The sequence below is a fragment of the Massilia atriviolacea genome (genome assembly GCF_003953935.1).
GTDB lineage: Bacteria > Pseudomonadota > Gammaproteobacteria > Burkholderiales > Burkholderiaceae_D > Telluria_A > Telluria_A atriviolacea.
Genome location: NZ_RXLQ01000005.1, coordinates 170,944 through 183,507 on the forward strand (window position 1 = coordinate 170,944; position 12,564 = coordinate 183,507).

Below are 12,564 nucleotides of genomic sequence, written 5' to 3' on the forward strand. Positions count from 1 at the left end.
CCTTGATCAAATCCGGATTGGGCGCACTGGCGCTCGGCATCGCCTCGGGCGTCGCCTCGGCCGCCAACCCCATCATGAGCAATATCTTTACGGCGGACCCGGCGGCGCTGGTCGACCAGGGCAGGGTGTACCTGTACGTCGGCCACGATGAAGCCAAGCCGGACGGCAAGGATTACGTGATGAACGAATGGCGCGTCGTTTCCTCGTGCGACATGAAGACGTGGAAAGACCACGGCTCGCCGGTGCGGTTTTCCACCTTCAAGTGGGCCGGGCGCGACGCCTGGGCGGCCGACATCGCCAAGCGCGGCGGCAAATACTATTTTTACGCCACGGTCGACCACAAGACCATTCCCGGCAAGGCCATCGGCGTGGCGGTGTCCGACAGTCCGACCGGCCCCTTCGTGGACGCGCGCGGCAGCGCCCTGGTCAGCAACGACATGACCAGGCACACCGATATCCCGTGGGACGACATCGACCCGGGCGTCTTCATCGATACCGACGGCCAGGCCTGGCTGTACTGGGGCAACACGGTGCTCAAGTACGCCAGGCTGAAGGCCAATATGACCGAGCTCGACGGCCCGATCATGACGCACGCGATCGATTCCTTCACCGAAGCGCCGTACGTGCACAAGCGCGGCGCCACCTACTACCTGTCCTACTCGCGTTTTTTTCCGGAAGAGATGGTGTACGCCACCGGCAGCAGCCCGGCCGGGCCGTGGACCTTCAAGGGGGTGATCATGGACAAGAACGAGAAGGTCAAGACCATCCACCAGGCCATTATCGACTTCAACGGCAAGTCCTACGTCTTCTATCACAACGCCGCCTTGCCCGGTGGCGGAGAATTCCGGCGCTCGGTGGCGGTCGAGGAACTGCATTACCAGCCGGATGGCAGCATCGGCTTGGTGCCGCAGACGGCCAGCGGGCCGGCAGCCAATCCCGCGCCGGGCTGCCAATGATATCCAGATCGGTATGTTGCACCGCGTACCGATATTTATTTAGGGGTATGATTCCATGATGGAGACACTCAACCCCAACTGGTTTTTGAAGGCGCGCCTGAAAACGCGCCAGTTGCTGCTGCTGATCGCGCTCGACGATCACCGCAACATCCACCGCGCCGCCGAGGCGCTGCACATGACCCAGCCGGCTGCGTCGAAACAGATCAAGGATCTGGAAGAGATGCTCGACGTCAAGCTGTTCGAGCGCCTGCCGCGCGGCATGGAACCGACCATGTTCGGCGAAACCATGGTGCGCCACGCCCGCATGGCCCTGACCAGCCTGGCGCTGGCGCACGACGACATCGTGGCGCTGAAGGCCGGGCTGGCGGGGCAGGTCGAGGTGGGCGTGATCATGACGCCGGCCATGGCGCTGCTGCCGCGCGCGATTGCGCGCATCAAGCGGCAGGCGCCGATGCTGCGGATCGGCGCCCATGTAGAGGCCAGCAATATTCTGCTCGACAAGCTGCAGCACGGCATGCTCGACTTCATGATCGGACGGATCCTCGAAAAGGAGAATTCCGCCGGCCTCATTTACGAAGAACTCAACGAGGAACCGGCTTGCGCCGTCGTGCGCACCGGCCATCCGCTGCTGGAGGTCGAGCGGCTCGAACTGAAGCACATCGCCGGCCAGCCCTGGATCCTGCCGCCGCACGGCAGCATCCTGCGCCATCGCTTCGACATGATGTTCCGCCGCGCCGGGCTCGACATTCCGGTCGACGTGGTCGACACCACGGCGATTCTCTTGATCACGGCGCTGCTGCAGCAGACCGATTCCCTGCACGTCATGCCGGTCGACGTGGCGCGCTACTACGCCTCGCTCAATGTGCTGAGCATCCTGCCGATCGAGCTGCCCTGCAAGATGGATGCCTTCGGTATCATTCGGCAGAAGGACCATCTGCTCTCGCCGGGCGCGGAACTGCTGTTGCAGGCGGTGCGCGACACGGCGCGGGAGATGGCTTGAGCTTTCCCCCACTTTTGCGAGTACATCGATGAGCAACGAGACGACACCCGCGCGACCGCGCGAGATTACCCTGCGCTTCCTGGCCGAGCCCACCGACGTCAACTTCGGCGGCAAGGTCCACGGCGGCGCCGTGATGAAATGGATCGACCAGGCCGGCTACGCCTGCGCGGTCGGCTGGAGCGGCTATTACTGCGTCACCGTGTACATCGGCGGCATCCGCTTCTATAAACCGGTCTTCATCGGCCAGATCGTCGAAGTGAAGGCGATGCTTGTCCATACAGGCAACTCCAGCATGCACATTGCCATCGATGTCTCGGCCACCGAGCCGAAGACCGGCGCGCGCAAGCGCACCACGCGCTGCCTGATCGTGTTCGTGGCGGTCGACAACGCCGGCGACACCGTCAAAGTGCCGTCCTGGACCCCGGTCAGCGAGGACGACAAGCGCTTCGAACAGTACGCGATTCACATGGCCGCCTTGCGCAAAGAACAGGAAGACGAGCTGCTCGCCACCGAAACTTCGCCAGCTGTGTGACAATAACGCCACACTTTGTGGTGTTAAGGTGAAAATTATTCAGTTTCCAAACAGTTATGTTCGCTACCGAACCGAACGAGTGTTGTGAATAAGGAATAGTGGAACCCGAGCTAAGCACAAATGCATTAGCGATACACCACATCGGCGAAAACCATCAAGGCAGCCAGTCTGCCTGAACATACAAACGAGAGAAATTAATATGACCCTGACTAAGAAAATCGGTACTCTGAGCGCAATCGGTCTGGCCATGCTGGCAGCACAAGCATCGGCGCAGGACCAGTTCGTGAACCCGGAGTGGGCAAACAGCGCTACCTACATCGGCGCCGGTATCGGCCAGTCGCGCAGCTACACCAAGGCGGCTCCAGTGATCAAGAACCTGAACGGTCAGGGCGGCTTCGTCAATTCGTGGAACAGCGACGAAAAAGACATGGGTTACAAACTGTTTGTTGGTAAGCAACTGAGCCGCTACTTCGCAGTGGAAGCTGGTTTCTTTGATCTGGGTAACTTCAACCTCAAAACCACCAACAACCTGGGTGGCGTCGTCAACGCCGAGCAGAAGTACAAGGGCGTGAACCTGGACCTGATCGCGCAACTGCCGATGAGCGAGCGTTTCTCGGTCTACGGCCGTGCCGGTATGCACTACACCAAAGCCAAGACCCAGTTCTCGGGTAACCGCGCTGTCGGCCTGTTCGCTGGCGAACAGAGCGAGAAGAAGCTGAACCCGAAATTCGGCGTTGGCCTGGAATACAAATTCACCGAAGCGCTGGCCCTGCGCGCCGAAGCTGAAAACTATCGCATCGACGACGCACTGCGCAGCAACGGCAACACCAAGCTGTACTCGATGAACCTGGTCTACAAACTGGGCCGTCCGGCAGCATCGGCACCAATGCCGGCACCAGCGCCAGCGCCAGCACCGGAAGTGGCACCAGCACCAGCGCCGGCGCCAATGCCAGCACCAGCGCCGGCCCCGGTGCCAGTGTCGGAAAAAGTCTCGTTCGCCGCTGAAGCCCTGTTCGACTTCGACAAATCGGTCGTCAAGCCAGAAGGCAAAGCCGCCCTGGACGACCTGCTGAACAAGCTGCAAGGCATGAACACCGAAGTCATGGTTACCGTCGGCCACACCGACTCGGTCGGTTCGGACGCTTACAACCAGAAACTGTCGCTGCGCCGCGCTGAAGCTGTCAAGGCGTACATCGTGTCGAAAGGTGTCGAAACCTCGCGTGTTTACACCGAAGGCAAGGGCGAGACCCAGCCAGTTGCCGACAACACCTCGGCAGAAGGCCGCGCCAAGAACCGTCGCGTAACGGTTGAAGTGGTCGGTACCCGTACCACCAAGTAATCTTCCGCACTGAAAAAGCCGCCGCGTCCGCTGGGCCCGGCGGCTTTTTTTCATCGCACGACGGGCACTGCGTTTGGCCCATTGCCCGGGAAGGGCGGCCAAACCCAGTGGAAAGACATTTCCGTTGTGTTTTAGTACAATGTTGCCAAATTTCGACCGTTATGTTCGCTGGCGTACAGAACTTCTGTTGCGTGGCGGATACTCTGATAATCATCTGCCAACGGCGATCAATTTACACTCCCCAAGGACGCATTAATGAACATTCAAAAATATAAGAACACCCTGGTGTGCGCTGCCGGCCTGCTGGCTGCTGCCGTGCTCAGCGCCTGCGGAGGCGGCAGCGACCGCGGCCGCGATCCGATCCTGGGCCTGCCGGCCGCGCAACTGGTCAGCGTCAGCGTCACCCCGGCCACGGCCACCGTGCTGGTCGGTGGCAGCCAGCAATTCATCGCGACCGCCAGCTACGCCGACGGCACCTCGCGCAATGTGACCGACCTGTCGACCTGGGCCTCGGCCTCGCCGGCCATCGCCCGCGTCACCCCGGCCGCTGGCCTGGCCACCGGCCTGACCGCCGGCAGCGCGGCCATCACCGCCGCCTTCGGCGCCAAGACCGGCGCCGCCACCCTGGTGGTCAGCGCACCGGTCCCGCCGGTCACGCCGCCGGTCGTGGTCGAGCTGACCGGCCTGTCGGTGACCCCGGCCAGCGCCAGCGTGCAGGTCGGCGCCAGCCAGCAGTACATCGCGATCGCCAGCTATTCCGACAGCTCGACCGCCGTCGTCACGAATAACGTGAAGTGGGCGTCGGGCAGCAGCGCCATCGCCACCATCGCCCAGTCGGGCAGCGCCACCGGTGTCGCCGTCGGCAATACCGTGATCACGGCCACCTCCTTCGACAAGAGCGCCAGCGCCACCCTGGCTGTGACGCCAGCGGTCATCATCGATCCGCCGCCGGTCGTTCCGCCGGTGGTGCCGCCGGTGGTACCGCCGGTTGTGCCGCCAGTGGTGCCGCCAGTGGTCAACCCGCCGCCCACCACCCCGCCGGTGATTGACTTCCCTGCGGACGGCGGCATCGGCCTGGGCAGCATGAGCGATTTCGCGGTGCTGGCAGTGACCACCATTACCAACAACGCCGGCGGCACGACCTTTGTGAACGGTAACGTTGGCGCACCGGTGCAAAACGTCCAGCCGCAGCAAGGTACGGGCTTCATCAACGTCAAATCCGGTTTCGACCTGAGCCGTCCGTTCGAAGACCTGCAAGTGGCCGTCATCAATGCCAACAACCGTCCTTGCAACGTCCTGTCGGACGCCGGCATCGACCTCGGCGGCCTGGTGCTGCGTCCCGGCGTGTACTGCTACTCGGGCGCCATCAACCTGACCGGCAAGCTGACCCTGAGCGGCAACGGCCCGTTCATCTTCCGCTCGACGTCGAGCCTGAACACGGCGGCCAACTCGACCATCGAGCTGACCGGCGGTGCGCGCCACGACAACCTGTTCTGGGTACCGGTCGGCGAGACCAACCTGGGCGCCAACAGCGCATTCCAGGGCACCGTCCTGAGCCGCGGCGAAGACATCAAGGTCGGCGATGGCGCCACGGTGCTGAACGGTCGTTTGCTGAGCGGCAAGGCTGTCGTCCTGCTCAACAACAAGATCACCCGATAATAAAAACTTTCGAGAGAACACAATGACTTTCACTAAAAAAGCGGGCCTCATGGGCGCCATCGGCTGCGCGCTGATGGCCGGGCAGGCGACGGCGGCGGACGACGTTTTCATCAATCCGGAATGGGCCAACAGCGCCTGGTACGTGGGCGGCAATGTCGGCCAGTCGCGCGGCAACATCGACGATGTGCGCCTGATCCGCAGCCTGACCGCCAACGGCGCCACCTTGACCAATTTCACGGCCGATGAAAAAGACGTGGGCTATAAGCTGTACGTCGGCAAGCAGCTGAACCAGTACTTCGCTGTGGAAGCCGGCTTCTTCGACCTGGGCAAGTTCGGCTTCAAGTCGAGCACCACCCAGAACGGCACGCTCAACGGCGAAGCCGGTTTCCGTGGCGCCAACCTGGACCTGGTGGCGCAGCTGCCGGTCTCGCAGCGCTTCTCGGTATTCGGGCGCGCCGGCATGAACTACGCCAAGGCGACTACCCGCTTCAACGGCAACCGCCTGTTCGCGGTGACCAATCCGAGCCCGAGCGAGCGCAAGCTCAATGCCAAGGCTGGCTTCGGACTGGAATACAAGTTCAGCGAAGCGCTGGCCCTGCGCGGCGAAGTCGAGCGTTACCGCGTGAACGACGCCGTCGGCAACCGTGGCGATGTCGACCTGTTCTCGGTCGGCCTGGTCTACAAGATCGGCCGTCCGGCCGCCGCCAAACCGGTGGCTGCACCGGTCGAGCCGGCACCGGCGCCTGTCGTGCCGAGCGTGGCCCCGGCTGCGGCCCAGCCGCCTGTCGAGCCGGCCAAGCCGGTTCCGACTGCGGAAAAAACCACCTTCTCGGCCGAAGCCGTGTTCGCTTTCGATAGCTCGGTGCTGCGTCCGGCCGGCAAGGCCTCGCTCGACGACCTGCTGAGCAAGGTGCAAGGCATGGATACCGACGTCATGATCACGGTCGGCCATACCGACTCGATCGGCAGCGCCGCGTACAACGAGAAGCTGTCGCTGCGCCGCGCGGCCTCGGTCAAGGCCTACCTGGTGTCGAAAGGCATCGACGCCTCGCGTGTGTACACCGAAGGCAAGGGTGAAACCCAGCCGGTCGCCGACAACAAAACGGCCGAAGGCCGCGCCAAGAACCGCCGCGTGACGGTGGAAGTGGTCGGCATGCGCCGCTAAGCGGAACCGGCTCGCAGTACAAAAAACCGCCCGGCCGCGCGCCCGGCGGTTTTTTTACCTTCTGGCGTGTCCACTCCGGTGCCCACTCCGGTGCCAGGTCTGACATTCGGACACGTGTCCACTCCGGTGCCAGGTCTGACATTCGGACACGTGCTCAGCCCTATTTGTCGTCCTATTGTTGTGGTCGTGTCCACCCTGGTGCCAGGTCTGACATTCGGACACGTGCTCAGCCCTATGTGTCGTCCTATTGTTGTGGTCGTGTCCGAAAGTCAGACCTGTCTACCCTGGTGTCAGGTCTGACATTCCGCCACGTGCTCAGCCATAACTGTCCACCCTGGTGCCATGTCCACCCTGGTGCCAGGTCTGACATTCGGACACGTGTCCACTCCGGTGCCAGGTCTGACATTCGGCCACGTGCTCAGCCCTATTTGTCGTCCTATTGTTGGGGTCGTGTCCGAAAGTCAGACCTGTCCACCCTGGTGTCAGGTCTGACATTCAGACACGTGCTCAGCCATAACTGTCCACCCTGGTGCCATGTCCACCCTGGTGCCAGGTCTGACATTCGGACACGTGCTCAGCCATAACTGCAGTCCTATTGTTGGGGTCGTGTCCGAAAGTCAGACCTGTCCACCCTGGTGTCAGGTCTGACATTCAGACACGTGCTCAGCCATAACTGTCCACCCTGGTGCCATGTCCACCCTGGTGCCAGGTCTGACATTCGGACACGTGCTCAGCCATAACTGCAGTCCTATTGTTGGGGTCGTGTCCGAAAGTCAGACCTGGCACCGCAGTGGACAAAGTGGACAATTGATGGGGCCGTGTCCGAATGTCAGACCTGGCACCGCAGTGGACATTTTTATAAATCTATTTTCGTGTGGCAGCGTACGGTGCCGTTCGGCGGGCAGGAGTGTAATGGCGGCTGATCAATGATGGGCAGCTTTTCCATGCGTAAGAAGAACCACGACGTTCCCGCCATCGCCCCGCTGGCCCGGCCCGGCTTCGTCCAGGTGCGCGGCGCGCGCGAGCATANAAGTGGACAATTGATGGGGCCGTGTCCGAATGTCAGACCTGGCACCGCAGTGGACATTTTTATAAATCTATTTTCGTGTGGCAGCGTACGGTGCCGTTCGGCGGGCAGGAGTGTAATGGCGGCTGATCAATGATGGGCAGCTTTTCCATGCGTAAGAAGAACCACGACGTTCCCGCCATCGCCCCGCTGGCCCGGCCCGGCTTCGTCCAGGTGCGCGGCGCGCGCGAGCATAACCTGAAGAACGTCGATGTCGACATCCCGCGCGATGCGCTGGTGGTGTTTACCGGCGTTTCCGGCTCCGGCAAGTCTTCGCTCGCTTTCGGCACCCTGTACGCCGAGGCCCAGCGCCGCTATCTCGAATCGGTCTCGCCCTACGCGCGCCGCCTGTTTCACCAGATGCCGGTGCCCGAGGTCGACGATATCGATGGCCTGCCGCCCGCCGTCGCCCTGCAGCAGCAGCGCGGTTCGCCCACCACCCGGTCGTCGGTCGGCAGCGTCAGCACCTTGTCCAATTCGCTGCGCATGCTGTATTCGCGCGCCGGCGATTATCCGGCGCGCCAGCCGCTCCTGTACGCCGAGGCGTTTTCGCCGAATACGCCGGAAGGCGCCTGCACCGAGTGCCATGGCCTGGGCCGCGTGTACCAGGTCACCGAGCAGTCGATGGTGCCGGACGATAGCCTGACCATCCGCGAACGCGCCGTCGCCGCCTGGCCCACCGCCTGGCACGGCCAGAACCTGCGCGATATCCTCGTCACGCTCGGCCACGACGTCGACACCCCCTGGCGCGACCTGCCGAAAAAGGTGCGCAACTGGATCCTGTTCACCGACGAGACGCCCACGGTCCCGGTCTACGCGGGATTGACGCCGGACGAAGTGCGCGCTGCGCTCAAGCGCAAGGAAACGCCAAGCTACCAGGGCACCTTCACCGGCGCGCGCCGCTATGTGCTGCAAACCTTCGCCAGCACCGAAAGCGCGTCGATGAAAAAGCGCGTGGCGCGCTACATGATCAGCGCCGAATGTCCGCTGTGCCGGGGCAAGCGCCTGCGCCAGGAGTCGCTGTCGGTGACCTTCGGCGGCATGGACATCGCCGACATCTCGCGCCTGCCGCTCGAACGCCTGTCGGCGCTGCTGCGGCCCTTCGCCGACGGCAGCGCGCCGCGCAATGCCAGGGCGGCGTCCGCGCATCCCGAAAAAACCATCGTCACGCGCCGCATCGCCGAAGACCTGGTGGCGCGCCTCGACGTGCTGCTGGCGCTGGGCCTGGGCTATCTGTCGCTCGAGCGCAGCACGCCCACCCTGTCGCCGGGCGAATTGCAGCGCCTGCGCCTGGCGACCCAGGTGCGCTCCAACCTGTTCGGCGTGGTGTATGTGCTCGATGAGCCGTCCGCCGGCCTGCATCCGGCCGATACCGAAGCCTTGCTGGCGGCGCTGGCGCAGCTCAAGGCGGCCGGCAACTCGCTGTTCGTGGTCGAACATGCGCTCGACGTGATCCGCCACGCCGACTGGATCGTCGATGTCGGCCCGGAAGCGGGCGAGCAGGGCGGCCAGCTTCTGTACAGCGGCCCGCCCGACGGCTTGCGCCAGGTCGACGCGTCCCATACGCGCCGCTATCTGTTCGCGACCGAGCCGCCGGTGCCGCGCACCCCGCGCGCGCCGTCGGCCTGGCTGCGCCTCGAAGGCGTGACCCGGAATAATCTCGAGAACCTCGACATCGACCTCCCGCTCGGTGTGCTGGCCAGCGTGACCGGCGTATCCGGCTCGGGAAAATCGAGCCTGGTCAGCCAGGTGCTGGTGGAGCTGGTGGGAACGGCGCTAGGCCAGCCGCTGGCGGCGCAGGCGGAAGAGGGCGAGGAGCCGGAACACGAAGACGTGATTCCGACCGAAGGACGGATCGCCTCCGGCATGGAGCATATCAAGCGCCTGGTGCGGGTCGACCAGAAGCCGATCGGGCGCACGCCGCGGTCGAACCTGGCCACCTATACCGGCCTGTTCGACCATGTGCGCAAGCTGTTCGCGGCCACCAGAACGGCACGCGCGCGGCGCTACGACGCGGGGCGCTTTTCGTTCAACGTGGCCAAGGGCCGCTGCGCGCATTGCGAGGGCGAGGGCCAGGTGATGGTCGAGTTGCTGTTCCTGCCCAGCGTGTACGCGCCATGCCCGACCTGCAACGGCGCCCGCTACAACGCCAAGACGCTGGAAGTGACCTGGAACGACAAAAACATCGCCGAGGTGCTGGGGATGACGGTCGATGCGGCTGCCGCGTTCTTCGCGCAGGAAGCGCCGGTCGCCCGGTCGCTGGAAGTGCTGCGCGACGTCGGCCTGGGTTACCTGCGCCTCGGCCAGCCGGCCACCGAGCTGTCGGGCGGGGAGGCGCAGCGCATCAAGCTGGCCACCGAGCTGCAACGCGCCACGCGGGGCAATATGCTGTACATCCTCGATGAACCCACGACCGGCCTGCATCCGTCCGACGTGGACAAGCTGCTGGTGCAGCTCGAACGCCTGGTCGACGCCGGCAACAGCGTGATCGCGGTCGAACACAATATGCGGGTGGTCGCGGCGAGCGACTGGGTAATCGATATCGGACCGGGTGCGGGGGACGCGGGGGGCAAGGTGGTGGCGTCAGGACCGCCGGCCGTGGTGGCGGGCGAAAGACGCAGCCGCACCGCAGCCTATCTGGCCAACTTCATGAAGGCGTGAGGCGTGAGGCGCAGGACGGCCGCGCGCTCGGCGCGACTGCAACGACGGCGCGGCAAACGCCCGGCTTGCGGCGCGTCGCCATGATGGCGATGTGCCGCCGGAACCGGCCAGGCCTGGCGCGCAAAAAAACGAGCATGCGCTCGCTTCTTAATGGAAGAACAGCGCCGTGGCGTAGTCGTTCAGGACGTCCGTGGAGCACAGCAGATACGTGGCCGCGCTAACGAGGCCTACGTGCAGGGCAGCCCAGGTCAGTGGAAAAAAGCGCATCATGATGTCCTCCGGTCGTACGTTAATGAGATTGCTGCTGGTGAGATTGCTGCTGGTATGTGATCATCTTAGTCAGAGTTCTCGATAGTAACTATCGGCAAAACGTCCGACAAAATGTAGGACGTTGGCTCGCGACCCCGGCTGTTGTCTTCCTCCTACGAAAAATGTAGGCGGCGTCCTATGGTGCACCGTTTGTGTGCGTCTTAAAGTTGTGACATGACTACTCACAACCGACAACTCCTCCACAACGGCGCCCGCGCCGCCCGCCGCCACACCATCAAGAAGCTGCTGCGCTCGATTTTCGGCGTGGAGAGCTTGCGCGATGGCCAGCAACAGGTGATTGACAGCGTCCTCGACGGCAAGGACACGCTGGCGATCATGCCTACCGGCAGCGGCAAATCGCTGTGCTACCAGATTCCTGCGCGCATCCTGGAAGGCACCACCATCGTGGTGTCGCCGCTGATCTCGCTGATGAAAGACCAGCTCGAAAAGCTCGACGCCCTCGGCGTGCGCGCCGTGCAGGTCAACAGCAGCCTGACGCGCGAGGAGGAGGACGCGGCCATGGAAGGTATCCGCAGCGGCTTTCACGAAATCGTCTTCTGCACGCCCGAGCGCTTGTCGACGCCCACCTTCCTCGACACGCTCAAGGAGATCAGGATCGCTCTGGTGGTGATCGACGAAGCCCATTGCATCTCGCAGTGGGGTCACGATTTCCGCCCGGCCTACCTGGAGATGGCCGCCGCCATCGACGCCCTGAAGCGCCCGCCGGTGCTGGCCCTGACCGCCACCGCCACCGACGATGTGATGGCCGACATCGCCCGCCAGCTCGGCCGCGCGCGCATGAACGTCGTCAATACCGGCATCTATCGCCCCAACCTGCACTACCGCGTGGCCCAGGTCACCAACAACAACGAACGCTACGCGCGCGCGCTGGAATACGTGCAGGCGTCCGAGGGCGTGGGCATCGTCTACGCCGCCACCGTCAAGGCGGCCGAAGAGATGCTGGAGATCCTGGTGAACGCGGGCCAAAGCGCCACGCTCTATCACGGCAAGCTGCCCGCCGCCGAACGCAAGCGCAACCAGGACGACTTCATGTCCGGCGAGAAGCGCGTGATGGTCGCCACCAATGCCTTCGGCATGGGCATCGACAAGCCGGACACCCGTTTCGTCCTGCACCTGCAACTGCCCGCCAACCTCGAAGCCTACTACCAGGAGTCCGGCCGCGCCGGGCGCGATGGGCTGGACGCCGAATGCACGTTGCTGTACTTCCAGGACGACAAACGCCTGCAGCAGTTCTTCCTCGTGAAGCACTACCCGAGCGCGAACGACCTGAAAGCGGTCTACGACGCGGTATGCGCCATGGCCGATGAAGAGAAGGTCGTGTTCGACCGCATCGACGAGCAATTGCAGGAGCTGGCCTCGGGCAAGCTGAAAATCTGCCTCAAGCTGCTCAAGGACGGCAAGCTGCTGCGCCAGAACCGCAAGCTCGAATACGTGGTCACTTCCAGGGAGCCCGGCGCCGGCCTGTTCGAAGAGCTTTCCGCCATCTACGCGCGCAAGCAGGAACGCGACCGCGAATCGCTGGAGCAGATGGTATCGTACGCGGTGAGCGGCTTTTGCCGCTGGAAGGTGCTGCTCGATTACTTCAAGGATGAAGTCGAGGGCTTCGACAAGTGCTGCCGCTGCGATAACTGCCTCAATCCCCCGGCCGTGGCCGAAATCGAAATCCGCGACGACGAATTCGAACGCGACCTCGAGCCGGCGGCGGCCGCGCCGCGCTTCGAAGCGGGCGCCCAGGTGCGCGTGCCGAAGTTCGACCTCGGCACCGTGGTGTCGATGGCGGGCGACCAGGTCACCATCGCTTTCCCGGAACACGGCGAAAAGACCTTCCTCGCCGATTACGTCGACGCAGTCTAGGA

Annotated in this window: 8 protein-coding genes; all 8 read left to right on the plus strand. The window is 63.6% G+C overall.

Features of this window, described 5'->3' with window-relative positions:
- The first annotated feature begins 2 nt into the window (after positions 1–2).
- The 8 genes from EJB06_RS11260 to EJB06_RS11295 all read left to right on the plus strand — a co-directional run bounded on the left by EJB06_RS11260 (position 3) and on the right by EJB06_RS11295 (position 12,562).
- The gene (locus EJB06_RS11260) at positions 3–956 is read left to right on the plus strand and encodes a glycoside hydrolase family 43 protein (RefSeq protein WP_229427027.1); all 954 of its coding nucleotides are present in this window, start codon (positions 3–5) and stop codon (positions 954–956) included.
- A gap of 58 nt (positions 957–1,014) precedes the next feature.
- A complete protein-coding gene (locus EJB06_RS11265) occupies positions 1,015–1,956 on the plus strand; it encodes a LysR family transcriptional regulator (RefSeq protein ID WP_126074311.1) in 942 nt (313 codons plus the stop codon).
- 28 nt (positions 1,957–1,984) lie between these two features.
- The gene (locus EJB06_RS11270; RefSeq protein ID WP_126074123.1) at positions 1,985–2,488 is read left to right on the plus strand and encodes an acyl-CoA thioesterase; all 504 of its coding nucleotides are present in this window, start codon (positions 1,985–1,987) and stop codon (positions 2,486–2,488) included.
- 247 nt (positions 2,489–2,735) lie between these two features.
- On the plus strand, positions 2,736–3,827 hold the full coding sequence (locus EJB06_RS33090; protein WP_370660124.1) for an OmpA family protein: 1,092 nt from the start codon (positions 2,736–2,738) through the stop codon (positions 3,825–3,827).
- 255 nt (positions 3,828–4,082) lie between these two features.
- Positions 4,083–5,486, plus strand: coding sequence for an ice-binding family protein (locus EJB06_RS11280; protein ID WP_126074125.1), 1,404 nt, complete (start codon positions 4,083–4,085; stop codon positions 5,484–5,486).
- 22 nt (positions 5,487–5,508) lie between these two features.
- Positions 5,509–6,651 carry an OmpA family protein gene (locus EJB06_RS11285; RefSeq protein WP_126074126.1) on the plus strand — a complete coding sequence of 381 codons (1,143 nt, stop codon included), beginning with the start codon at positions 5,509–5,511 and terminating at the stop codon, positions 6,649–6,651.
- A 1,177-nt stretch (positions 6,652–7,828) separates the two neighbouring features.
- On the plus strand, positions 7,829–10,378 hold the full coding sequence (locus EJB06_RS11290; protein ID WP_126074127.1) for an excinuclease ABC subunit UvrA: 2,550 nt from the start codon (positions 7,829–7,831) through the stop codon (positions 10,376–10,378).
- A gap of 483 nt (positions 10,379–10,861) precedes the next feature.
- On the plus strand, positions 10,862–12,562 hold the full coding sequence (locus EJB06_RS11295) for a RecQ family ATP-dependent DNA helicase (protein WP_126074128.1): 1,701 nt from the start codon (positions 10,862–10,864) through the stop codon (positions 12,560–12,562).
- Positions 12,563–12,564: the final 2 nt, after the last annotated feature.

Coding starts and splice junctions, on each gene's coding strand:
- EJB06_RS11295 (WP_126074128.1), top strand. CDS start 10,862: ATGACTACTCACAACCGACAACTCCTCCACAACGGCGCCCGCGCCGCC.
- EJB06_RS11290 (WP_126074127.1), top strand. CDS start 7,829: ATGCGTAAGAAGAACCACGACGTTCCCGCCATCGCCCCGCTGGCCCGG.
- EJB06_RS33090 (WP_370660124.1), top strand. CDS start 2,736: ATGCTGGCAGCACAAGCATCGGCGCAGGACCAGTTCGTGAACCCGGAG.
- EJB06_RS11280 (WP_126074125.1), top strand. CDS start 4,083: ATGAACATTCAAAAATATAAGAACACCCTGGTGTGCGCTGCCGGCCTG.
- EJB06_RS11265 (WP_126074311.1), top strand. CDS start 1,015: ATGGAGACACTCAACCCCAACTGGTTTTTGAAGGCGCGCCTGAAAACG.
- EJB06_RS11270 (WP_126074123.1), top strand. CDS start 1,985: ATGAGCAACGAGACGACACCCGCGCGACCGCGCGAGATTACCCTGCGC.
- EJB06_RS11285 (WP_126074126.1), top strand. CDS start 5,509: ATGACTTTCACTAAAAAAGCGGGCCTCATGGGCGCCATCGGCTGCGCG.